The organism is Marivirga sp. (assembly GCF_035704835.1).
Lineage (GTDB): Bacteria > Bacteroidota > Bacteroidia > Cytophagales > Cyclobacteriaceae > Marivirga.
The window spans coordinates 22,679-47,451 of the sequence record NZ_DASSWQ010000061.1 but is presented as its reverse complement, the minus strand read 5'-3'; the positions used below and the strand labels follow the sequence as shown (position 1 = coordinate 47,451).

Below are 24,773 nucleotides of genomic sequence, written 5' to 3'. Positions count from 1 at the left end.
GCAGCTGAATCATTCAATGCCAAGATAAAAGCTTTTCGCTCCCAATTCAGAGGTGTGAAAAACGTATCCTTTTTCCTTTACAGACTCTCTAAAATATATGCTTGAAAAATACTTCTCCCCAGATTTTCAGATTGATCCATTGAAATTAGGGCCAAACGAACGAGAAAGCATTCCACCTCCGCCTAAGGACAAATAGTTACGTATTAACGGATAAAAAGCCATATAACTTAAATCTAAAGTTTGAACTTCGCCATCTGTGTTTGACAATAAACTCCGATTCATTGATACTTGATAATCATTTGAAATGGAATAGTTGGCATGAACATTAAAATAAAACTCTTTCTTTTCCTTTGTTCTTTCCTGAGCGTATAAACTTTTAGAAAAAAATAAAAATAAAGTCGTCAATAATATATATCGTGCCATTTTTAAAATATTAAACCAATTCGAAATTCAAGACCATGTGTTAGTAATTTATACCTATCTGCACTAAATCCGAAATTAACAATTCCGGTATTTGCATAATCTATATTTAAGTAATTATAATTAACACTCATTAATGCCGCTAATTTTTCAGTAAAAAACAACTTCCTACCAAACCCAATAAGTAAATTACCCCCATTTACCTCATTATATCTTGTAGATAAAACCCTACCAACATTCATCTGAATGAAATTGGTGTTCCTTTCCTTCAAAAAATAATACTTTGCATCTAAATAGACTGGCCAATAAGTTGCCATAAAAGAATCATTTTCTTCAATCCCTACTCCTAGTCCTAACGATAAGCTTTTGGGAATAATAAAATAACCTGCTTCCAAACTAAAACCATAAGAAAAAGTCGGTTCCTCTGAAGTATCCACCAAGTAAGACGAATTCCCCTGTTCAAACCTAAAATATGATTTTAAATGGAAATTAAGTTTGGGGTTAGCAGTGAAATAAACACCTTCATTTCTTGAGGTATCTTGTGAGAAAACTTCAAAACAAAGAAAGTTTAGGATTAGAAAAACGTATTTCATTACATTTAAACTAGATTTTAAGAAAGGAATCCTGAAATGGGTTACTTACTAATTCTCTTTAAGGGTCAATAATTTATAGTTTCACAAAAATTCCTTTTACAGATTTACTTCTTCATCCCACCATTATTCTTCTACTATCAATATAATTGCATTCAATAGGTTTTTGGATAGTTCTCTCATTCTTTTTGTTTTAAAATATTGAACCTAATCAACAGGTTCTAACACACAAAAGATTGAAGAGGCTTCCTTAAAGGCAGATTCAAATCAATTCACTTGTAAGTTTTACCAAGCTACATTGTGCACTTATAACTTGTAGAATAAATATTTACTTAACCATGTAGATTTTCAAATCAATAAATTAAATATTAAAAATCCAAATTAATACTTTAATATTTTCAATTAAAATCATATTTAAATACTAAAATGGTTATTTATAATACTGATTATTAATTCTTTACAAATTGTGAAAAACATATTATATATCATTTAAATGTCAAAACATTACATAACCAAACATCTATTACAAATCAGTATAACTAATCAAGTACACTTTAACCTAAGTGTAAAAAATACACTATCATTTTTAACGAATTAACTCCTGTATTTCAGATACTTACCCTATCTATAAATTCGAAATCTAAACCTTTCACCCAATTATTTTATGTTTTATAGGATAGATTTCCTAATTTCATTCCGTATAAACCACTACAAAATCATTAAATATGGACGACTCGACTAAAAACAATCATCTAAACAGGCGTAAATTTTTGCGCAATATGGGCCTGGCCGCAGCTGGTATCACCATCGTACCTAGCAATGTAATAGCAGGATTAGGACATACCGCACCAAGTGACAAATTGAATATTGCAGGTATTGGTGTTGGTGGAATGGGCCGATCGAATTTGCGCAATATGAATTCTCAAAACATTGTGGCACTGGCAGATGTGGATTGGAAATATGCCAAAAGATGTTTCGATGATTATCCAAAAGCCAAGCAATACAAGGACTACCGCGTAATGCTAGATGAAATGGATAAAGACATTGATGCTGTGATGATTAGTACCCCAGATCATACCCATTATGTTACAGCAAAAGATTCCATGAATGCAGGCAAGCATATTTACCTGCAAAAACCTTTAACTCACTCGGTGTATGAATCCAGAAAACTCAGAGAACTAGCTGATAAAACGGGTGTTGCAACACAAATGGGTAATCAAGGAAATTCATCGGATGATATGCGCAAAGTTTGCGAATGGATTTGGAATGGAGAAATAGGTGAAATAACTAAAGTGGACGCTTGGACTGACAGACCAATCTGGCCACAAGGACTTGAAAGACCAAAAGAAAAAATGGCTGTACCTAGCACTTTAGATTGGGATTTATTCTTAGGCCCTGCAGCTGAAAGACCATACCACGAAGCTTATACTCCTTGGAACTGGAGAGCGTGGTGGGATTTTGGAACAGGCGCGCTCGGTGATATGGCTTGCCATATTATGGACCCCGTTTATAAAGCATTAGAATTAGGTTATCCGTATGCATTTGAAGCGAGTTCTTCTCAAGTTAATACTGAAAGCGCACCTGTCGCAGAAAAAGTAACTTACTACTTTGGAGAAAGACCTAAAAAAGGTAAAATCAATATGCCTGCGGTAGAATTCACCTGGTATGATGGAGGACTAAAACCAGACAGACCAGAAGGACTAAAACCAGGAATGTATCCTGGTGACCAAATGGGTTGGGGTGGCGCCATTTTCTATGGAACGAAAGGTACCTTAATTTGTGGTACTTACGCCATGAATCCATTTATTATCGGAAGAGAGGACAATCCACCACCAGTAACTAACGAATTAAGAAGAATTCCTAATGCCATGAAAGGTGGTCATGAAATGGACTGGGTTAGAGCTGCAAAAGAAAATAAGAAATCCAGAGTTGAACCTAGTTCTAATTTTGCTTATGCAGGACCATTAAATGAGGTAGTGGTAGCAGGAAACTTAGCCGTTAGGTTACAAGACCTCAAAAGAAAATTCGATTGGGATGCTGAAAATATGGAAATAACCAACATAGGTCCTGATGAGGAAATCAGAGTGGTATCTTCAGATAGTTTTACAGTTATTGATGGCGATCCAAAATTCGATACTCAATACAAAACCATCAACGCGAAACAGGCAGCTGAAGAATATATCAAAAGGACCTATCGTGACGGATGGAGTTACTAATTACGAATTTGGATTTTTTTAATTAGTAATTAATGCCAACAGGTTTTAGCAAGAAAATTTTTAAAACTTTAAATAAAGAGAACAATGAAAAAATCAATATTAATAGGCTTTATAGCCATAGTAGGTATTTATGCCTGCGACAGCAGTAAAAAAGAGAACACGGAAGAATCTGATGAAGCTATAGGAGAATCAGTGGAAGAAATTACTGAAACCAAGGATAATGCCCACAACACTTTAACTACTCAAGAAGAAAAGGACGGATGGAAATTATTATTCGATGGAAAGTCTACCGAAGGCTGGCGCGGATATCAAAAAGAAAGCTTTCCTGTTGCATGGAATATTGAAAATGATGCGCTTCACATTCAAGGTTCCGGTCGAGGTGAGGCGGGTGCTCAAGATGGAGGAGATATTGTTTATGACCAAGAATTTGCAGATTTCCACCTTAAAGTAGAATGGATGGTAGATAGCGCAGCAAATTCAGGCATTTTATATCGTGGTAAAGAGGAATATGATTACATCTGGAAAACTGCTCCAGAAATGCAGGTTCTAGATAATAAGCATCATCCTGATGCGAAATTAGGAAAGGATGGAAACCGACAAGCTGGCTCATTATATGACCTTATTGCTGCAGACCCACAAAATTTCAAAGGGCATGGCACCTGGAATCAAGCTGAAATTATTGCCAAAGGAAATGACATTGTTCATATTCAAAACGGAGATACTGTTGTTCAATACACCATTGGATCTGACCGGATGGCAAATTTGATAGCTAATAGTAAATGGGCTGATATAGGAAATGATGATTGGGGAAATATTGCCTCTAAAGGTTACATTGCCCTTCAGGACCATGGTGATGACGTCTGGTATAGAAATATTAAAATTAAGGAAATGAAGTAAAGTATGAAGTCAGAAGTTGGGAGCTCGAATTAACTTCAAACTTCTGACTTCATACTTCTAACTCTTTTTAATACCCTTCAAATACTCATAACTTTTCGAAATTTCTTCAAAAGGCTTTCCACTCTTAGTGTCATCTTGCTCTACAAAAAATTGCTTTAAACCAGCTTGAGAAGCATGATCAAATATATTTTGCCAATCGATTACACCCTCTCCTACTGCCGAAAAGAATTGTTCTTTTCCTGCTCCCATATCTTTTACATGCCACAAGGGGAATCGACCTTGATGATTTTTAAAATATTGAATTGGATCTACACCTGCTCTGGCCGTCCAATATAAATCCAATTCAAATTTCACTAAATTAATATCCGATTGAGATAATAAAATTTCGTAAGGAATTTCGCCTTCTAAAGTCTGAAATTCAAAATCATGGTTGTGATATGTCATTTGAATTCCGTATTCTTTCGCTGTTTCACCACAAGAATTCAGTAACTCTGATAATTTCCTATAATGATCTAAACTTTTACGTTCAGAATCAAAAAGGTAAGCACAGGCAAGATGACTCTGACCCAATTCAGCCGCATCAGCAACAGTTCGTTCCCAATCATTGGTCATAGTTCCAATACTTTTAGGCATCGCCCAGCCAGTCAAAACATGGCTACTGACTGCTTGCAAGCCAGATTCATCCAATATTGACTTTACTTCTGTAATGCTATTTCCGAAATATTTACCGTTACTATAATTGAAAAATTCAAGATATTTAAAGCCAATTTTAGCCACTTTTTCGATTGTTCCCTTAAAGTCTTTTTCTAAGGCTTCTCTTAGGGTATAAAGCTGCAACCCTGCTTCTTTCGCAACACCATAAGCAGCACCATTGCAAGATGAAATAAATGAAGGACTGATAAATGTAAGAGCGGAGGCTATACTTGCATTTTTTAGAAATTTGCGCCTATTCATATCGTTGGTATTTTGATATAGGAATTTAGTGATTTTTTAAACTTATCGAGAAATAAGATTAGAAAAAATCAGTTCCTTTTTTCCTTCAGTAAATCTCTTATCTCTGCTAGCAATTCAATATTCTTAGGCGTTATTACTGTCCCATCCTGTTCATTTTCAGATTTCTTTCGCAGTTTATTAAACATCCTAACCACTAAATAAATACAAAATGCTATGATTAGAAAGTCTATAGTGTTCTGAATTAGATTACCGTAATTAATAGAAATTGCAGCATTAATGACGTTTCCTTGTGGATCTAATTCTGCTTCCTTAAAAACATAAGCTAAATCTTTAAAATTAATTTCACCTATAAAGATGCTCAAAACTGGCATTATTAAATCAGCAACTATAGAATTTACCACTTTTGTAAATGCTGACCCGACAATGATACCCACTGCCATATCGAATACATTTCCTTTAATGGCGAATTCTTTAAACTCTTTAAAAAAAGTCATACTATAAAATTATAAGGTTAGATTTCATAACTACAGTCAATAATTGACATTAGTTGACTACTACGTTCCAAATTAGCATAAAACAGAAAAAGCTACAAGATTTAATCTCTTGTAGCTTTCATTTGAAGTATTTGTTAAGATATTGAATAAATCAAATCTTTAATATGTAGTATTCAAATAATAATATGGCTTTTACTATTAGTTTTCCATAAACTCAATAGGGATACTAATTAAAGTGTTTGCCCAGATCAACTGTAAGCTCACATCTCCATTTGCCTGATCAAATCGTACTGTAAATGGTTCATACATTTCTTCTGATTTATTTACTGGAACTTCAAATCTCACCAAGTCTTGTTCTTCATTATATTCATAAGCGCCCCATTGGCCTACATCTTTATTCAAGATAATCGTCCAGCTTTTCGCGTCCGGTATAGTAAAAAGAGAATAAGTACCCGGAACCACCATTTTTCCAGCCATTTCTACAGTATCAGTTACCGTAATTTCAGTGGCTTCATTGGCACCTGTTCTCCAAACTTTCCCTAAGGGAGCCAATTCTGAATTTTCTCCAAAAGCTTCTCTTCCTCTCAAATGAGGTCTTCCATACGTAACCTTCGCATAAGTATCCTCAAATGTAAAGGTAACCATACCTAATGGACTAGGCTTCTGTTTTAATGCTTCCTGCGCTTTAGCATCAAAATTAATGAAAGCAATTAATGCAAAGCAGGCAAAAATAGATGTGATGAATTTTTTCATGATTTCCTGTTTTTATTTTTAAAGCAATTTACAATTTTATTAAACCTAGTACTATAAACCATTATATTTGTTTTATGAAAAAACCACAATTTGATGATATTTTCATGGAACTGGCTGTGAATTTGGCCAAACGTTCGCATTGTATAAAAAGACATGTTGGCGCTGTATTAACTAAAGAAACTCGAATTATTTCAATAGGTTACAATGGTCCGCCTGCAGGTACGCATAATTGCGATGAGGAATTTCCTGGCAAGGGATGTGGCTTAGATTCAAAAGGCAGTTGTATGCTAGCCATACATGCAGAACAAAATGCAATAATGTATGCCGTTAAAAATAATGCTTCTGTTGAAAATACTACACTTTATGTAACGCTCTCGCCTTGCTTGTCATGTGCTAGAATTATTTTTAGTATGGGTATTAAAAAGGTGATTTATCTTAATTCCTATGCACACTACAAAGGCCTAGATAGAGATGAAGGCTTGGATTTTTTAGCAAAATTTGGAGTGGAAGTTGAACATTATGAGGGGAATTTAGAAAATGTGACCCACATGATTTAACATATTTAGAGAATTTTAAAATAGTTTCATTAGAAAAAACACTTCAATTTAAATAAACTAAATTTGCAGTAATTATTTTGTTTTAATTTTCCTTGAGAAAAGTATTAACTATTTTCATGCAGAAATTTTTAACCAATACCCATGATGAAAAATTTAAAATCACTAGTACTTCTAGCTTCAATTGCATTCCTATTTCAAAGTTGTAACAATGATGATGAAGCTGGTGCTTCTGCCTCAAAAGCAGATTTAATTGGCTTATGGACAACATCAGAAATTGAAATTGATGTTATTGTAGATGGTCAAATGACTGAAAATGAATCCATTACTACCTTATTTGAGGTCGGGCAGGAAAACATAGAATTTAGAGAAGATGATACCTATACCTCAAATGATGGAACCATCGATGTAAGCACTGGAATATGGTCTTTAAACTCTGAAGGAAATATAATTTTCTTTGAGCCAGAAAATGGTGAACCATATGAATACAAAATTGTATCTGCAGCTTCAAATCAACTTAAAATAAAATTTGAAGAGGATTTAACAGCTCTAGCAGAATTATTCCAAATTGATATTGAACAAGAATTACTAATAGTTGGACATATAACCTTGACCAAATAAAAGCTAATAGTATTTCAAAGAAAATTCACTTCAGGATTTAATTCAACTCCAAATTTAGATTGAATTGAGTCCTGAATATTTTTGGCCAAGTTTATAATGTCCTTCCCGTTTCCATTTCCATAGTTCACTAAAACTAAAGCTTGCTTAGGATGTACCCCAACACCATTTTCCTGATGTCCTTTCCATCCAGCATTTTCAATTAACCAGCCTGCAGCTAGCTTTATCATTCCTTCCTCCAATTCATAAAAAGGCATATTAGGAAAGCTCTTTTTCAACTTTTCGAAATGAGGAGCATCAATAATAGGATTTTTAAAAAAACTACCCGAATTTCCAATTTTAGCAGGATCAGGGAGCTTTGACTGCCTAATTTCTATCACGGCATTACTTACATCTTGTATACTTGGATTGTCAATATTCTTATCTGTTAATACATTTTTAATAACTCCGTAATCAAGATTTATCCGATGAAAGCTAGGCTTATCCAGTAAGAAAGAAACTGAACAGATGATATATTGTCCTTTTACATCATGTTTAAAAACACTTTCTCGATATCCAAACTGGCATTCTTCATTTTTAAAAATCTCAATTTTACCATTTTTCAAATTAATAGCTTCCAACGAATGAAAAGAATCTTTAATCTCCACACCATAAGCTCCAATATTCTGCATGGGTGCAGCACCAACAGTTCCCGGAATTAAGGATAAATTTTCTAAACCACCATAATTTTCCTTAAGCGTATGCAATACAAATTGATGCCAGTTTTCCCCCGCTCCTACCTTTAATAAGACAGAATTATGAGCTTCTTCCAGGATTTCTATTCCTGAAATTCTATTAAGAACGACTAAACCCTCGAAATTTTTTGTAAGCAAAATATTGCTACCTCCGCCTAAAATAAGATGCTTATTTTCAGCCCATTCCTTGGACTTTAGTAATTCTTGTAGCTCAGATTTTGTATTAATTTCAATAAAAAGTTTAGCTACAACATTAAATCCAAAAGTATTGTAATTTTTTAAAGATTGGGATTCGGTAAATTTCAGCATAAAATGAAATCAAAATTATTGTTCAAAAATCAACTCAAGCTATGGATTTAAAAAAATTCAAAAATTTCTTATTTTTTTAAACCTAATTAATTAGTTTAGAGCATCAATGCTTAAAATTACCATGAAAAATCTATTATACATAGGTATTATCTTCCTTTTAGTAGGATGTACCGACCATAAAAAAGAAGGAAGTGAACTTTTCGAATCTGGACAATACGAAAAGGCACTGTTTCATTTTGAGAAAGTTTTAAATTTAGAACCGAGAAATGCCATGATGCACTATAATGCAGCTCGGTGCTATGAGGAATTAGGAAGTTATGACGAAGCAATTCTGCATTATGACAAAAGCCTTGAAAGCCAAAATGATTTAATCATTTCTTATCTGGGGCGAGGCAGAAGTTATTATAAAAAAGATGATTATAAAAGTGCAGTGATTGATTTTAAAAATACACTTATGATCGATAAAAATAATGAAGATGCGCTCTATTATGGCGCATTGAGCTATATGAAAGATTCTATTTATTATAAATCTCAAGATGCCTTTACAACATTACTAGAACTAAATCCTGACCATTATAAAGCAAGATTTAATAGAGGAGTTTTATACGCCATTCAAGCCAATACATTATTTGCTTTAAGTGACTTCAGTAATTTAATTAGAAATAAAAAATTCTTGAAAAACGCTCACTACAACAGAGGAATAGTATATCAATATAATAATAACCACGACTGGGCAGTTCGCGATTTCACAAAAGCTATTGAGCTGGGTTATAAAAACGAAAGTATTTTTACTAAAAGAGCAGAAAGTTATTTATACTTAAAAGAATCAGAGTTAGCCTGCCAGGATTATAAAAAATTAGCAGCTATGAATCCTGAAGCCGCTCAAAAGTATATCCGAGAAAACTGTCAGGGAATCCTAAACTAATCTTCCATCTCATTAAAAGCATTTTCTACTTTTTTCTCCGCTCCCTTCAACATGGATTTGCAATTTTTCAATAATTCCATTGATTCATTGACTAATTCGGTCAGTTGGTCAATAGGGATTTCCTCATGTTCCACTTTATTCAAAATCTCTTCCAATTTGTGAAGTGATTCCTCGTATCCCAATTGTTTTTTCTTTGCCATAATTAATCTACTCTAATATCCCATTCATCGTTAAGCACGCTAATCGTATGATGCGCGGTTAAATCAAATTGGCAAGGCACAATGGAGACATAATTATTGGCGATTGCCCACTCGTCATTATCCTCCCCTTTATCAAAATTCACAAAATTTCCTGCCATCCAGAAATATCTTCTTCCATTAGGATCAAAACGCTGGTCAAATTCTTCTTCCCATTTGGCTCTGGCCTGTCTGCAAATTTTAATTCCTTTTATGCGCTCATTTCTTTTCGGTGGAAAATTAACGTTTAGAGTCGTGTGCTTTGGCAAACCAGTATCTAAAACCTGCTTGGCAATGGCTTTCACATAATCTAGTGTATGTCCAAATTCGGCATCCTGTGCATAATCACATAATGAAAAGCCTATGGAAGGGCAGCCTTCGATAGCACCTTCTATTGCTGCAGACATTGTTCCAGAATACAGAACACTAATAGATGTATTACTACCATGGTTTATGCCGCTTACAATCAAATCGGGGGTTCTATCTTTTAAAACATGATGTTTGGCTAATTTCACACAATCGGCTGGTGTACCAGAGCTTTCGTAAGCGGTTACTTCATCTCCAAAAATATCCGTTCTATCCAACCTCAATGTATTTCCAATGGTGATAGCATGCCCCATTCCGGATTGTGGGCTGTTAGGCGCGACCACCACTACCTCTCCTAATTCCTTCATACATTCTACCAAATGGCGTATACCTTTGCTGGTTACACCATCATCATTACTGACTAAAATTAAAGGTCTTTCCATGAATCTATTTCCTATTTGGAGCTAACTAAACTATTGTAATATTTTATAATTGATACCAAATCTTTTTGTCTATCTGGTTTTAATCTATTTTCTTTTATGTAATCACTCATAATTTCTTGGTGGCTCCCAAAAAAGGGTAATAAATCACGTCTTCTCTCTGAAAATCTATGAATTGTGCCATCTGCAGTTAACAGAAAATAATCATAGGTTAAAATTTCTCTACTTCTAAATCCTCCACCGCCATACATTGGATTTGCAAAGCGATTGCTGTTTTCTATGACAACATATTCTCTTGCCATCAACGTAATGGCACCTTCATCAAGAATTTCAAAAAATACAGGGACTTTCATTTTACCCTTTAACTGAAATGGTAATGAATAAACCTCACGTACTCTTTCGAAGAATTGACAATCAAAGCTGAAAAAAAGTAAATTTTGAGAAGTAAATGTTTGGATTTTTTTGCCTTTAGAATATTGAACCAAATTTGATTCAAAATCATATTGAATATTTCCTCTCAAAGTATCTTCTGATTCCAACACCAAATACGCAGGATGCCACATTTCCTGCGGAAGATTTTGAGAGACCCCATTAAAAGTCAATAGAATAAATAAAAATATAGACAAAAAAATACCTTTCACATTAGCTGTCTTTAAGAATGCTATGTCCCATTTTATCACGCTTAGTTCGTAAATAGTTTTCATTATGCTTATTTGGTGGAATCTCTAAAGCAACATTCTCTACAATTTCTAAGCCATAACCAAGTAATCCAGCTCTTTTTGTAGGATTATTTGAAACTAATTTAATTTTTCTAACACCTAATTTTCGTAAAATCTGAGCTCCAACACCGTAATCACGTTGGTCCATTTTAAAACCTAAAGCAACATTTGCTTCAACGGTATCCATGCCTTGCTCCTGCAATTTGTAGGCCTTCAGTTTATTCATTAAACCAATACCTCTTCCTTCTTGGTTCATATAAACAATTACACCTTTGCCTTCTTTCTCAATCATTTCCATGGCTTGGTGTAATTGAGGTCCACAATCGCAACGACAAGATCCAAAAACATCACCTGTTAGACATGAAGAGTGAACCCGAACCATAACTGGCTCATCTTCTTTCCACTCGCCTTTTATCAGTGCTAAATGATTATCTTTTGTAGTAGTTTGTTCAAAAGCTACCAGTTTAAAATCACCATAATCAGTTGGCATTTCAACGTCAACTTTTTCTTCAACAAGAGACTCATTATTTAATCGGTATTCAATTAAATCTTTAATGGCTACTAATTTCAAGTTGAATTTATCTGCTACAATTCTTAAATCAGGTAGGCGAGCCATCGTACCATCTTCATTCATAATTTCTACCAAAACGCCACCTGGTGTTAAGCCTGCTAATTTCGAGAAATCAACTGCCGCTTCCGTATGGCCAGTTCTCCTTAATACGCCACCTTGCCTTGCCTTTAGAGGAAATATATGACCTGGTTTACCCAATATTTCCGGTTTAGTATTAGGGTTTACCAGAGCTTGAATGGTTTTAGAACGATCACTTGCAGAAATCCCTGTTGTGGTGCCTTCACCAATTAAATCGACCGAAACTGTGAAAGGGGTCTCAAATTGAGCAGTATTTTTTCCTACCATTAATTCAAGTCCTAACTCATTACATCTGTCTTCTGGTAGAGATGCGCAAATCAAACCTCTGCCATGCTTTGACATGAAGTTTATAATTTCTGGTGTTACTTTTTCGGCAGCGCAAATGAAATCGCCTTCATTTTCTCTATCCTCATCATCCACCACTATGATGATTTCACCATTTCTAATAGCCTCAATAGCGGACTCTATAGTATCTAATTGAATTCTTTCTGACGACATAAATCTTTGAAAAATAATAAATCACAAAGGTAGCCATTATTTCATGATTACCTGACAAAAAACAAACGAATGCGTACTGTAAGTGTTTAAAGATTGTGTTACTTAACTACTACCATCCCCAATAAATTACCGATCTCCAACTTCGCTTGATTGAGCTGCATTAAATATTGTAAAATAATTTCCTCATCTTCTTGAGAATTTTTGTTCTTTAATTCTTCTGCGTTTTTTTCCAATAAATGTAAAATAGAGCGATGTTTAAGACGAAGCACATGAATATAAATGGAATCATTTAAAATGTGGCGTTCGTGGGGAGTATAAATTTCAAATTTCTTCTCCCAGTTTTCACTCAATTCATAGCGGTCAGTATATAATGAAAATATAACTTTTCGAACTTCTTCTGAGCCATTCTTAATAAAAAAAGATTCATTTAGTATTTCTCCTTTCTTCAGATGAGAAACAAAGTTTTGCAGTATTTCAGCATAAACAGGGTGTATAAATTCAGTATCAGCTAACTCTTGTAACAAATAATCTATCACTAATTTATCATCACCCAGAGGCAATTCTGCATAAGTAAGCAAAAGTCGAATACTTTCTCGCTCCTGCAAGGCGGCCACTTCAAAAGGAGAATATTGCTTTTGAATTTGCTCTGGTGCCTGATTATAACTCTCGCTTAAATAATTAGCCTGCCGTTTTGTAATATCTCCCTTACTCTGCTTTTCGCGAAGAATAATTTTATTCTGTTCAGCAATTAAAAGTGCTTCATCGATTTCCAGAATATCACTACATTCTTTAATGTAGATAGCTCTTTTAACCGGATCAGGAATTTTAGAAATGGATCGGACAATATCTTGAATGGTTTCCGCTTTTTTTATTGGGTCCTTTTTGGTTTCTTCTAATAACAGGTCCGACTTGAAACGAATGAAATCTTTAGCATTTTCTTTAAGGAAATGTTTGAACGCTTCGTCTCCCATTTTTTGAGAATAGCTATCCGGATCTTCTCCATCTGGAAAAATGACAACTTTCACATTTAGCCCACCTTCCAAAATCAAATCAATTCCGCGCATGGCGGCCTTTAATCCAGCAGCATCTCCATCAAACAGAACCGTTACGTTTTGGGCATATCTTCCAATCAGTTTGATTTGCTGGGTGGTTAATGAAGTACCTGAACTGGCCACCACATTTTCAACGCCAGATTGGTGCAAAGAAATCACATCTGTATAGCCTTCCACCAGATAGCAATTTTCTTCATCTCTAATGCTCTTTTTGGCTTGAGCAATTCCATAAAGCACCTCACTTTTATGATAAACATCCGTTTCTGGTGAGTTTATATATTTCGGTTGCTTTTTATCATTAATTAAAATCCTGGCACCAAAAGCAATTGGTTTTCCAGAAATGGAATGGATTGGAAAGATTACCCGATTTCGAAATCTATCGTAGGTTTTATCTTCTTTCTTTATAATAAGGCCAGCTTTTTCAAGTAAATCCTCGGAATGACCAGCCTTGGTGGCCGCTTTTAATAATCCATCCCATTGATCTAAGGTAAAGCCCAAATCAAACTTGTCAATGGTAGCAGTTGAAAAACCTCTCTCTTTAAAATAACTTAACCCAATCGATTTTCCTTGCGGATGATTATGCAATAGATCTTTGAAATATTCCGCAGCGAAATTCAAAACAATATAAAGACTTTCTCTTTCATTAAATGCCTCTTGCTGCTCAGGCGAAGATTCAGTTTCTTCTATTTCAATGCCATATTTATCAGCTAATTGACGTATGGCTTCTGGGAAATTAAGTCCTTCCAAATCCATGATAAACTGAATGGAGTCTCCCGCTTTTCCGCAACCAAAGCACTTATAAATTCCTTTGTTAGGAGCCACCGAAAAGGAAGGTGTTTTCTCCTCATGAAAAGGACAACAAGCCCACATGTTTTGCCCTTTCTTTTTGAGCGGCACATAATCTCCCACCACCTCTTCAATTTCGGCTCTATCTTGGACTTCCTGTATCGTTTTTGGACTTAAACCCACCTATTCGTCAAAATTTTTAATTTTATTTAAACTAATTCCAACTAATTTTCCATATCAATTGTTAGCTAAATCGATAAAGATTAACTTGCAGCAATTTCTAAGCAAAACTACGATTATTTAATTATAAAAAATATTTATGGCTGTTACTAAAGATAGCATTATTAAAGCATTAAGTACTGTTGATGATCCGGATTTCAAAAAAGATTTGGTGACTCTTAATATGATTAAAGATGTGAGCATTGATGGCAATGCCGTTTATTTCACAGTTGTTTTAACTACTCCGGCATGTCCACTCAAAGAAATCATCAAAAATGATTGTATTAATGCTATCCATCAGCATGTAGATAAAGATTTGCAAGTATTTCCTACTATGACTTCTGATGTCACTTCAACCAGAAGTAGTGCACCTTTATTACCAAATGTGAAAAACATTATTGCAATAGGTTCTGGTAAGGGTGGAGTAGGAAAATCTACTGTAACAGCTAATTTGGCTGTTGCTTTAGCACAAGAAGGTGCAAAAGTTGGTTTAATCGATGCGGATATTTCTGGTCCCTCTATTCCCACAATGTTTAATTGTGAAGCCGAGCAACCAGAAGTGAAACAGGTAAATGGTAAAAATGTAATTGTTCCTATTGAACAATACGGAATAAAATTAATCTCTATTGGATTCCTAACCCCGCCAGATAATGCTGTAGTGTGGAGAGGCCCAATGGCAAGTTCTGCTTTAAAGCAATTTATAGGAGATACAGATTGGGGTGAATTAGATTATTTATTAATTGACTTACCCCCAGGAACCAGTGATATTCATTTAACTTTAGTACAAACCATCCCGGTAACAGGTGCTGTGGTTGTTACAACTCCTCAAAAAGTGGCTTTAGCAGATGCTAAAAAAGCAATAGGTATGTTTAAACAACCACAAATTAACGTTCCAATTCTGGGGTTAGTGGAAAACATGGCTTATTTCACTCCTGCAGAACTACCGGACAACAAATACTTTATTTTTGGAGAAGGTGGAGGTTTTAAAATGAGCGAGGAATATGGCATTCCTTTCTTAGGTCAAATGCCTTTGGTGCAATCCATTCGTGAAAGCGGAGATTCCGGTTATCCTACAGCTATGAAAGATGGCCCTTCTGCTGATGCATTCAAAGATTTAGCCCGAAAATTAGCTCGTCAGGTTGCAATTCGAAATGCAAGTATGGCGGGAACAAAAACAGTTGAAATGACAAGTTGAAATAATTAAATTATGGATATTTTAGAAAGAGTAGAGAAAGCATTAGATTCCATCAGACCTTATTTAGAAGCAGATGGTGGAAATGTTCGAGTTTTAGATATTAACAATGGTCTTTTACGTTTAGAACTACTGGGGGCTTGTGGTAATTGCCCAATGTCTACGATGACATTAAAAGCAGGAGTGGAAGAAGCTGTTAAAAAAGCAGTGCCTGAAATAACTGCTGTGGAAGCAATTAACATCACTTCAGCTGACGATCCGAATGCTGAAATGCCACAAACGATGAGATAAAATTCACTTTTATCTGACTATGTTTTCAAAAGATAATTTTGACATCTAATCAGTTTGAACTTAATGCTTGGTTTTATTGTAGAGTCTATTTAAATTTAGACAAACATTCAGAACCAAATGATAAAAACAGACCACTCTTTATTGAAATTAATCATAAGGAGTGGTCTTTTTATTTTTATCTCTTTCCTCAATTTCAATCAGCTTTTGGCTCAAGAACGATGTGCTGTTCCACAAATATTGGAAGAACGGCAAAATAAATATCCTGAACTAAGCACCGAAAAGTTCGAGAAGTGGATAGCCTTTAACTCCCAATTACAGAAATTAAGCACCCGCAATTCTAAATCTAATCTTGTCCAAGTTCCTGTGGTTATTCACATTATCCACAATGGTGAGCCAGTGGGTGTTGGCGGAAACTTACTTAAAAGTAGAATTGACCGTCAACTAGAAACCTTAAATGAAGATTTCAATCGGATGAATGCAGATGCTGTGGAGACTTTAGATCAGTTCAAAGAATTTGCTGCCTCATTCGAAATAGAATTTGTTTATGCTAGACAAGACCCTGATGGATTTGAAACTGATGGGATAGTAAGAATTCCGGGAAGCCAGAGCAGTTATAGTCTTGACGAGCGCGCAGTTTTAAGTGCCGAAAGTTACTGGCCAGCAGAAGATTACCTTAATATTTGGGTAGCTGATTTATCTCAAGAAAGTCTGGGTTGGGCTGAATTTCCAGTTTCAAATCTAGCAGGATTAAGTTCTGCCAGCAATAACAGATTGATTGATGGAGTAACGATTGACTACGCTTATTTTGGTGATAATCCAAGCAGCCCAAGTTTTGAAAGTAAAGGACGAACAGCCACACATGAAATGGGACATTTTTTCGGACTACGACATATATGGGGTGATGGAGGATGTTCTGTTGATGATTATTGTGAAGATACACCCAGTGCTAGTCGGGCTAGCTTAGGTTGCAACCTTTCCAAAACAACTTGCGAAAGCTTGGATATGGTGCAAAATTTCATGGATTATACGAATGATGCATGCATGAATATTTTTACTCTAGACCAAAAAACAAGAGTGAGGACAGTGCTGCAAAACAGTCCGAGACGAGAAAGTTTAATGAACTCGCCAGGGTTGGAAGCACCTCCCGTTTATAATCGAGATTTAGGTTTAGCTGAAATGAACCGACAATTTACTGGAAGTTGCAGCGGCAATTTTACACCTCAAATTACTGTGAAAAATCAAGGACTCTTCCCAATCAACGACTATGAAATACAACTTTTTCTAAATGGGGAACTAATAGAAGAACGAACAGTCAATGAAGACCTAAACTCAGGTGAGACCAAAGACATCTATTTCAGTTTATTAAATTTTGCTGAATTTGGCGAATATGAAATTTCATATAACGTCAATTTAAATGGCAGCTTCGCTGATGAAAGACTGGAAAACAATCAAAGAATAGAATATTATCAAAAATTGGCGCAAGCTAATTTACCATACAAAAAAGAATTCAATCAGATTCAACCTTGGTTAATTAGGAATAAAGATAAAGAAGAAACCTGGCAAATTTACGATGTTGGCTTAGGAGTTCCATTTTTCAATAACCGACAAAATTTCGGAGAAACAGAAGAAATCATTTCACCTATTTTTGATTTCACAACAATTGAAATACCTGAATTAAGCTTTGTATTTGCCCAAGCTGCGGATTCTATTCCAAACAGAATTAGCATTTATGCCTCTTATGACTGTGGACGAACTTTTGATGATTTAATTTTCACGAATGCTATCACCGATTTAACAACCGCATATAAAGTAGATTCAATTTTCACACCTCAATTTCGATTAGATTGGGACACTGTAACAGTTGATTTAAACAGAATCAGAAATGAAGAATCAGTGGTTTTTAATATAGTTGCAGAAAATCGCCTCGCCAATAATTTTTATATTAGCGAATTTAATCTGAGGGAATCAGACAGGGCGCAAAAAGAAATAAGCATCTTAAACTGGGAAGACGTTAATCCACTTTTTTGCGATGAAAAAATAGAAGGCCAGCTTAGAGTCAAAAACACAGGTTGGGAAACCATCAGTAGTTTTGAAATTCAAGTATTAGAAGATGGAATTATTATTGATCAATTTTTAATTAATGATGAAATATTAACCGTTGGTCAAACAAAAGAAATTGACTTATCATTAAATTCTCCTGACAAAAATGCAGGTGAATTTGAAATTAAAGCTATTACCTCTAATGGTGTTATCATCAATGCAGATGTTTTTTATCTCCCGTTCGAAGAAAATTGCTTAGAAGAACTACCTCCATTGAGACTATCTTTTGGAGATTCGCAAGACGACAATTGGTTTAATTTCAACCCTAACCTAGAACAAGGTTGGACTTATAGTAATATTGAAATGGCTGTCAACAGCAATTCATCTGATATCACAGAAGAAGGTTCAGAAGATTGGCTGATTAGCCCGCTAATGGATGTCAGCAACACCAACTATCTAGGATTAATTTTTGATATTGCGTATACAAAAGCATATAGACAATCTGAAACTTTTGAAATCTATATTTCTGAAGATGACGGAAGAAATTTTAATACCTTAATCTACAGGAAATCTGGTGATTCGCTGGCTACTGCTTTTAGTAATAATGAAAATACTGAATTAGTCTGGAGAAATGAATTTATTGATTTATCACCTTATGTTTTTCGAGACAAAATAAGATTAGCATTTAAGGCACTGCATGATAATGGGCAAAATATTTATGTGCGGAACATAACATTTTTTGTAGGACAATCCCCACCTCCTGCTTATCCTGATACTAGAAAACCATTTGTTATATATCCAAACCCAGCCCAAAATGACTTAAATTTACATTTAAACTTAGAAATTGCTGAAGAAGGGTTCTTTCAGATTTTAGATATGAGAGGGAATGTCATATTAGAATTTAGAGAACCCAAAATCCTCAATCAATTTATTACATTCGATGTTTCTCGCTTAGTGGAAGGAATGTATATTTTAAGGCTTAATACCAATAGAATTAATGCCGCTGAACGATTTATTATCCTAAAATAAATCATAACTGAATTTTTCCTCTTTTTAGATTTACAAATTACCATCTTTGGATTGAATTCTTAATGGATATGTTAATTTTACATTTCGTTTGACACTATTTCGACCTAAAGCTGTGAGGTTTTCTACTAGTTGAGGTAGAAAATAATTAATAAATGGGTCAGATTTTGTGTTCAACGAATCGCTATAGAATAATTAAAGTTGAAATACATTTAAACCGAATAAATGAAAATTGGAATATTTTTTGGAGGACAGTCTAGAGAGCGGGAAATTTCTTTTGCGGGTGGTAGAACAGTCTATGACAACCTCAATAAATCAATATTTGAAGCTGTACCTATTTTTATAGATAGCAAAGGACATTTCATTTTATTGGATTGGCAGTATATCTACAAGGGAACCATTCGTGATTTTTATCCTCCTGTCAATTTCTTACCGAAATCTCAACTTCCTGTTCAAATTTATGCGGAATCACTGCAAAACTTAAGCGATGCAGAATGGGATCATTTAATTACTGAAGTTGGTCAAAAATTAAACCCTGCTGATTTTAAAAAACACATTGATTTTGCTTTTCTTTCCCTTCATGGCCCTTATGGTGAAGACGGCAATATACAAGGCATATTAGAATGGTATGGTATTCCTTTTAGCGGAGCAGGCATTTTACCTTCATCGATAGGAATTAGCAAAATAGCACAAAGACAATTTTTACAACAAGCTGGATTTGATAGCCCCAAAAGCCATATTCTAAATAAATCTGATTGGAATACGCAGCCACATGAAATCATCTACGAAAGCTTAAAAAAAGAATTAGGCTTGCCTTTGGTCATTAAAGCTCCACATCAGGGTTCTTCTATTGGTGTTAGTATTTTAAACGAAGATAATCTATCTGAATTTGAGCGGCTTATTCAAAAAAGTTTTTTCGAATTATCCATCATCAAAGCTGAATGGCAGAATTACAATCAGAGTGAGAAAACTGCTTTTTTAGCAAAATTAGTAGATATAAGAGAAGGCATTGGATTACCTGTAATTGTTGAACAAGAAATTATCTATACACCGGATGAATTGCTTAGCTATCTGAATACTGAGTTTTCTCAAAAAAAGGAAATAAAATTGAAAGCAATCGATTCAGAAAATTCACTTTTGATTGAATCGTTTATAGAAGGAAAAGAATTCTCTTGCATTGTCATTCAGGATGAGAACGAAAGACCAATCGCTTTACCTCCAACTGAAATCAGAAAAGGAAAAGATGTATTTGATTATCGCTCCAAATATCTTCCCGGTATAAGCAGAAAAATAACCCCTATTGATGCATCTCAAGATATTATTGAGAAAATAAGAACTCAATGTTCAGATTTATTTAAAGCCTTACAAATTGACGTCTATGCCAGAATAGATGGATTTATCACAAAAGCAGGAAAAGTATTCCTGAACGATCCAAATACAACATCTGGAATGTTGCCATCTTCCTTTTTCTTTCATCAGGCAGCTGAAATAGGGCTAAATCCATCTCAATTTTTGAGTTATATCATCAGGACTTCTCTAAAAGCGAGATTAAAAACGGGTAAGCATCATTTTGAGCTGCAAAAAATGATCGCCCAATTGGATAATGCCTTATTAGGACTTAAAACCGAAGCTCAGCAAAAAATCAATGTTGGAGTTATCATGGGAGGATTTTCTACTGAAAGACATATATCAGTGGAAAGCGGCAGAAACATTTATGAAAAGCTGGCTTCTTCAGAAAAGTATTTCCCAATTCCGATCTTTTTAAGTGGAAATGAAGAAAAGCACGATCTGTATGTTTTACCTATCAACATTATGTTGAAAGACAATGCGGATGATATAAAAGATAAAATACAAAATTATCAAGTTCACCCTATTATATCCCAAATCAAATTTGAATGTAGTGATATCACGGATAAATATACCAGCATAGCCAATACAGAACTGCATAAGATTGGCTACCAAGACCTACCTAAGTTAATTGATATTGCTTTTATCGCACTTCACGGGAGGCCTGGAGAAGACGGAGCAGTTCAATCTGAACTTGAGAAATTAAATATTCCATACAATGGTTCAGATGTTGAAAGCTCAAGGATTACCATCAATAAATATGACACGAATGAAATCCTGAAAAATGCTGGCATCCTTGTAGCTGACCATTGCTTGATTTTCGAAGATAAATGGCAAAGCAATAAAGAAGCTGAAATTGCATCTATTGAAAAACAATTGAAATATCCGCTAATTGCAAAGCCAGCTGATGATGGTTGCAGTTCCGCTGTAAAAAAGATAAAAAACAGAACAGAACTTGAAGCTTTTGCAGGCATGATGTTTCGTCCGCAACCAGAATTTATTGAGAATTTAGCTACTATTCTCAAGCTAAAAAAGAATGAAGAATTCCCTCAGAAAACCTTTTTCTTATTGGAGGAATTGATTGAGAAAAAAGATGCTCATCATTTTCTGGAAATTACAGGCGGACTTTTAACTCACTTCAAAGAGAATGGAGAAATCGAGTATGAAATATTTGAACCTTCAGAAGCGTTAGCAGGTGGTGAAGTTTTAAGTTTGGAAGAGAAATTTCTGGCCGGGGAAGGACAAAATATCACACCAGCCAGATATACTCTGAATAATGAAAATTATACAAAAGTGGCTGAACAAGTAAAAGCGATATTAAAAAAGACTGCCGAGGTATTGAACATCACAGGTTATGCCAGAATTGATGCTTTTGTACGGATATATGAGGATTTAAGAGCAGAAACTATTATCATTGAAGTAAACTCATTGCCGGGGATGACCCCAGCAACTTGTATTTTTCATCAAACAGCAATCAATGGCTATAAGCCTTACGATTTTATTGATAAAATACTTTCTTTCGGAACAGAAAAAATGAAAAATCAAACGATTTCAAAATGAAGCTAAAAGCTAATTCTTTAAAAGATTTATTTATCCACCTAAGTATTATAATAGGAATAGGACTTATAATTGTACTCACCTTTTTCTACATCTATCTACCCGTTTCAACCCATCATGGGGAAAGTATTACAGTTCCTCAACTAGAAGGCGTTCATTTAAACGAATTAGACGAATTTTTACTTGAAAGAGACTTACGATTTGAGGTAACAGAAGATTCTGGATATTCTGCCGAATACCCAGCTTTAACTGTACTAAATCAAGATCCGAAGGCAGGAAAGAAAGTAAAGGAAAACAGAAAGATTTACGTTTCACTAAATGCTACAAGTCCCCCAAATGTAAAAATGCCAAAGTTGGTGGATGGCTCTTTGAAAAATGCTCAAATGGTATTGGAGAGTTATGGCCTATTATTAGGTGAGATTAGCTACGAACCTCATGAATTCCAAAATGCAGTATTAAAACAAAAACTGGATGGCGAAATTATTGAAGCTGGGGCAGATGTAGCCAAGGGCTCATCCATTGATTTGGTCGTAGGCAATGGCAACGGAAGACCATTCGCTATGCCTGATGTAGTAGATAATAATCAAGAAGAAGCAGAATTTATTATTGTTGGGAGTGGTCTTCAAATCGGTAAAGTGAGAACGCGAGTTGATGATGAGAAAGCTGCGGGCATTGTTTTACAGCAGTATCCCGAGGCAGGCACCTCTGTTCGAACTGGAACTAATGTAGACATTTGGGTGGTAGCACCAAAAAATAAAGATGAAATATTGACTCCAGGTGAGATATGAAATTCAGTTGGCTTCTAAAACTCAATCTTATCGGTTGCTTTTATATTTTCTTTTTTAGTGCAAAAGGACAAATAACTGAAACAGCTATTGCCCATAAATTGAGTTCAGAAAACACTGAATTATCTAGAATTATAAATCTTAAAGATACTATTTCACTACCCATCTGGGATGATTTTTCCTACAATAGTCAAGTTCCTGATACTAGCATTTGGCTTTATGGAGAAAATGTATTTGTCAATAACAGTTATGCTTATCTCCCACCTTCTTATAATGTGGCTTCATTTGATGGTTTTGATGGTCAAGGAATTCCATACGACAATGACCCTGGAAATAATGGAATAGGTGATAGTTTAGTATCAAAACCAATCGATCTATCGGATTTTTCCATACTCTCCAATATTAATTTAAGCTTCTTTTGGCAAGAAGGCTTTGGTGGAAATGCACCCGATCAGCAAGATTCTTTAAAATTAAGCTTTAAGAATAGAGATGGGAATTGGATTCGAGTTCAAAGCTTTGGTGGAAATGGGAACACCGAAGCGAAACTTTTTTCCCAACATTTTGAGAGAGTGAATGATGAAAATTTTTTACATGAAGGTTTTCAATTTAAGTTTGAAGTTACTGGGAATTTAGCAGGAGATTTTGATGTTTGGAATATTGATTATATCTATTTAAATGCAGGAAACACCCCAGTGAATACACAGAATAATTCATACGATTCTTATGAAGATAGAACTTTCACCCGCAATCCTGGAACACCTTTTGGCGATTATTATGCGCTACCATTAAAACATCTGGAATTAGAATGGTTAGAAGAAAATCTGCAATCGTCTGATTTTATATATAATAATCTTTGGGCAGGAAATGCTAATAATTTCTCATTTGGGACTGAGTTTTTCAGTATAGTTTATGATACCTTAAAACCAGAAAATATAATTGATTCTTTAGAGGTAGATGGTCTGTTTTTAACTGATCTACAGGACACCGCATTATTTACCTACCAGGTTGAAAACAAATCAAATTTCATCAATTACCTATTGGCTGAAAAAGAAACGGAAGATTCCGTCTACTTGAAATTTCAATTTAATTTAGGGACGAATGATAGTCTGTTTTTCGAAACTATCAACGGAGTAGCCACCTACTATCCAGACCTAAGTTTCAGACAAAATGATACGATTTCAACCGTTATTCCCCTTCATGACTTTTATGCATATGATGACGGAACTGCCGAATCAAGAGTGCAACTAAATTCCCGTAATTTCCTATTAGCACAGGGATTTGAGTTAATTGGCGAAAAATACTTAACAGGTATTGAAGTCTATGCTCCTAATATAGGGCAGAACTCGTCCACGCAAAACATCACGTTTCTGGTTTGGAATGAATTAACGGTAGATACTGACGATATTATAGGCGCACAAAATGTGTTAATTAATGAAAGTGCAGGAATTAACGAATTTCAAAGATTTTCATTGGATAGGCCAGTTCTACTAAATGGAGAATTTTTCATTGGATATCGAGAGGAAAATGACGAACCAGTTTCAATTGGTTTCGATAAAAATACCAATAGTGCTACAAATCTTTTTTATAATCAAAGTGGAGCCTGGGAACCGAATACCATCCTCGAAGGAAGCGTGATGATACGTCCAGTTTTTGATGAATCCAGAGTAACAGTCTCTAATAAGAAAGCTGTTAATACTGAATGGGATATTAGAGCATTTCCCAACCCAAATCAAGGCATATTAAAACTCTCCGATAGCTGGGATGAAATAATAATATACAATTTGCAAGGCCAACAAAAGCTTCAATTTGATAATCATACAGAGCAAAATGAAATAGACATCAATATCTTAAATAACGGCTTATACCTAGTCAAAATCAGAAATGGAAATCAACTAAGAACTTTAAAGATTATGTTGAAGAGGTAGATGAACTGAATAAATCAGGATTCTGAATTTCTATTCATGAAGGCAATGGTTTATTTATTGAAACTTCATTTCAATAATATAAGATCCCTGCCTCCGCAGGGATGACTCACAGATTTTCTTTAAGGTGGAACTAGCGAAAAACTCCCCTCTTAGAATTGTAATAGCATAATTTGTCTCAAAATTCAATATGGGCATAAACCATCTTGATTCTTGACTCTTAAATCTTGATTCTCAAACCAAA

Annotated in this window: 22 protein-coding genes; 11 read left to right on the top strand and 11 right to left on the bottom strand. The window is 34.8% G+C overall.

Annotated elements, in window-relative coordinates; genetic code table 11:
- Nucleotides 1-126 precede the first annotated feature (126 nt).
- Nucleotides 127-423 (bottom strand): hypothetical protein, encoded by a 297-nt coding sequence (locus VFM92_RS09450; protein WP_325121970.1) that lies wholly within the window; start codon nucleotides 421-423, stop codon nucleotides 127-129.
- Between the two features lie 2 nt (nucleotides 424-425).
- Nucleotides 426-1,013 carry a hypothetical protein gene (locus tag VFM92_RS09445; RefSeq protein ID WP_325121969.1) on the bottom strand — a complete coding sequence of 196 codons (588 nt, stop codon included), beginning with the start codon at nucleotides 1,011-1,013 and terminating at the stop codon, nucleotides 426-428.
- A 776-nt stretch (nucleotides 1,014-1,789) separates the two neighbouring features.
- Between VFM92_RS09445 and VFM92_RS09440 the strand changes: the two genes are divergently transcribed.
- Nucleotides 1,790-3,226 carry a Gfo/Idh/MocA family oxidoreductase gene (locus VFM92_RS09440; protein WP_325121968.1) on the top strand — a complete coding sequence of 479 codons (1,437 nt, stop codon included), beginning with the start codon at nucleotides 1,790-1,792 and terminating at the stop codon, nucleotides 3,224-3,226.
- An 84-nt stretch (nucleotides 3,227-3,310) separates the two neighbouring features.
- Entirely contained in the window at nucleotides 3,311-4,123 is an 813-nt protein-coding gene (locus VFM92_RS09435; RefSeq protein WP_325121967.1) for a DUF1080 domain-containing protein, read from the top strand.
- Between the two features lie 57 nt (nucleotides 4,124-4,180).
- Here the strand turns inward: VFM92_RS09435 and VFM92_RS09430 are convergent, their stop codons facing one another.
- The 3 genes from VFM92_RS09430 to VFM92_RS09420 form a co-directional block, all read right to left on the bottom strand.
- Complete coding sequence (locus tag VFM92_RS09430; RefSeq protein WP_325121966.1) at nucleotides 4,181-5,077, bottom strand: sugar phosphate isomerase/epimerase; 897 nt, start codon at nucleotides 5,075-5,077, stop codon at nucleotides 4,181-4,183.
- A 68-nt stretch (nucleotides 5,078-5,145) separates the two neighbouring features.
- On the bottom strand, nucleotides 5,146-5,571 hold the full coding sequence (gene mscL / locus VFM92_RS09425) for a large-conductance mechanosensitive channel protein MscL (protein ID WP_325121965.1): 426 nt from the start codon (nucleotides 5,569-5,571) through the stop codon (nucleotides 5,146-5,148).
- A gap of 198 nt (nucleotides 5,572-5,769) precedes the next feature.
- Nucleotides 5,770-6,324: a DUF2911 domain-containing protein gene (locus VFM92_RS09420; protein WP_325121964.1), complete on the bottom strand. Its 555-nt coding sequence runs from the start codon at nucleotides 6,322-6,324 to the stop codon at nucleotides 5,770-5,772.
- A 74-nt stretch (nucleotides 6,325-6,398) separates the two neighbouring features.
- On the opposite strand from VFM92_RS09420, the gene VFM92_RS09415 reads away from it, so the two are divergent.
- Nucleotides 6,399-6,881: a dCMP deaminase family protein gene (locus tag VFM92_RS09415; protein ID WP_325121963.1), complete on the top strand. Its 483-nt coding sequence runs from the start codon at nucleotides 6,399-6,401 to the stop codon at nucleotides 6,879-6,881.
- A 141-nt stretch (nucleotides 6,882-7,022) separates the two neighbouring features.
- Nucleotides 7,023-7,499 carry a hypothetical protein gene (locus tag VFM92_RS09410; RefSeq protein ID WP_325121962.1) on the top strand — a complete coding sequence of 159 codons (477 nt, stop codon included), beginning with the start codon at nucleotides 7,023-7,025 and terminating at the stop codon, nucleotides 7,497-7,499.
- Between the two features lie 14 nt (nucleotides 7,500-7,513).
- Here the strand turns inward: VFM92_RS09410 and murB are convergent, their stop codons facing one another.
- Nucleotides 7,514-8,539 (bottom strand): UDP-N-acetylmuramate dehydrogenase, encoded by a 1,026-nt coding sequence (murB, locus tag VFM92_RS09405; RefSeq protein ID WP_325121961.1) that lies wholly within the window; start codon nucleotides 8,537-8,539, stop codon nucleotides 7,514-7,516.
- Between the two features lie 121 nt (nucleotides 8,540-8,660).
- Here murB and VFM92_RS09400 point away from each other — a divergent pair, with 121 nt between their 5' ends.
- Nucleotides 8,661-9,464 carry a tetratricopeptide repeat protein gene (locus VFM92_RS09400; RefSeq protein WP_325121960.1) on the top strand — a complete coding sequence of 268 codons (804 nt, stop codon included), beginning with the start codon at nucleotides 8,661-8,663 and terminating at the stop codon, nucleotides 9,462-9,464.
- Here VFM92_RS09400 and xseB read toward each other — a convergent pair.
- The 5 genes from xseB to dnaG all read right to left on the bottom strand — a co-directional run bounded on the left by xseB (nucleotide 9,461) and on the right by dnaG (nucleotide 14,333).
- Entirely contained in the window at nucleotides 9,461-9,664 is a 204-nt protein-coding gene (xseB, locus tag VFM92_RS09395; protein WP_325121959.1) for an exodeoxyribonuclease VII small subunit, read from the bottom strand. The genes VFM92_RS09400 and xseB overlap by 4 nt on opposite strands.
- 2 nt (nucleotides 9,665-9,666) lie before the next feature.
- Nucleotides 9,667-10,449, bottom strand: a complete 783-nt coding sequence (surE, locus tag VFM92_RS09390) for a 5'/3'-nucleotidase SurE (RefSeq protein WP_325121958.1) — start codon at nucleotides 10,447-10,449, stop codon at nucleotides 9,667-9,669.
- An 11-nt stretch (nucleotides 10,450-10,460) separates the two neighbouring features.
- Entirely contained in the window at nucleotides 10,461-11,150 is a 690-nt protein-coding gene (locus tag VFM92_RS09385) for a hypothetical protein (RefSeq protein WP_325121957.1), read from the bottom strand.
- On the bottom strand, nucleotides 11,089-12,312 hold the full coding sequence (locus tag VFM92_RS09380) for a bifunctional 3,4-dihydroxy-2-butanone-4-phosphate synthase/GTP cyclohydrolase II (RefSeq protein WP_325121956.1): 1,224 nt from the start codon (nucleotides 12,310-12,312) through the stop codon (nucleotides 11,089-11,091). The genes VFM92_RS09385 and VFM92_RS09380 overlap by 62 nt, the downstream gene beginning before the upstream one ends.
- A gap of 98 nt (nucleotides 12,313-12,410) precedes the next feature.
- A complete protein-coding gene (gene dnaG, locus VFM92_RS09375; protein ID WP_325121955.1) occupies nucleotides 12,411-14,333 on the bottom strand; it encodes a DNA primase in 1,923 nt (640 codons plus the stop codon).
- Nucleotides 14,334-14,469: 136 nt separating this feature from the next.
- Between dnaG and VFM92_RS09370 the strand changes: the two genes are divergently transcribed.
- From VFM92_RS09370 to VFM92_RS09345, 6 genes are all read left to right on the top strand, one after another.
- Nucleotides 14,470-15,564: an Mrp/NBP35 family ATP-binding protein gene (locus VFM92_RS09370; protein ID WP_325121954.1), complete on the top strand. Its 1,095-nt coding sequence runs from the start codon at nucleotides 14,470-14,472 to the stop codon at nucleotides 15,562-15,564.
- A gap of 12 nt (nucleotides 15,565-15,576) precedes the next feature.
- The gene (locus VFM92_RS09365) at nucleotides 15,577-15,852 is read left to right on the top strand and encodes a NifU family protein (RefSeq protein ID WP_325121953.1); all 276 of its coding nucleotides are present in this window, start codon (nucleotides 15,577-15,579) and stop codon (nucleotides 15,850-15,852) included.
- Nucleotides 15,853-15,969: 117 nt separating this feature from the next.
- Nucleotides 15,970-18,921: a M43 family zinc metalloprotease gene (locus VFM92_RS09360; protein ID WP_325121952.1), complete on the top strand. Its 2,952-nt coding sequence runs from the start codon at nucleotides 15,970-15,972 to the stop codon at nucleotides 18,919-18,921.
- Between the two features lie 222 nt (nucleotides 18,922-19,143).
- On the top strand, nucleotides 19,144-21,825 hold the full coding sequence (locus tag VFM92_RS09355; protein ID WP_325121951.1) for a D-alanine--D-alanine ligase: 2,682 nt from the start codon (nucleotides 19,144-19,146) through the stop codon (nucleotides 21,823-21,825).
- Nucleotides 21,822-22,610, top strand: a complete 789-nt coding sequence (locus VFM92_RS09350) for a PASTA domain-containing protein (protein WP_325121950.1) — start codon at nucleotides 21,822-21,824, stop codon at nucleotides 22,608-22,610. Before VFM92_RS09355 ends, VFM92_RS09350 begins: the two co-directional genes overlap by 4 nt.
- Entirely contained in the window at nucleotides 22,607-24,532 is a 1,926-nt protein-coding gene (locus tag VFM92_RS09345; protein WP_325121949.1) for a T9SS type A sorting domain-containing protein, read from the top strand. The genes VFM92_RS09350 and VFM92_RS09345 overlap by 4 nt, the downstream gene beginning before the upstream one ends.
- Nucleotides 24,533-24,773: the final 241 nt, after the last annotated feature.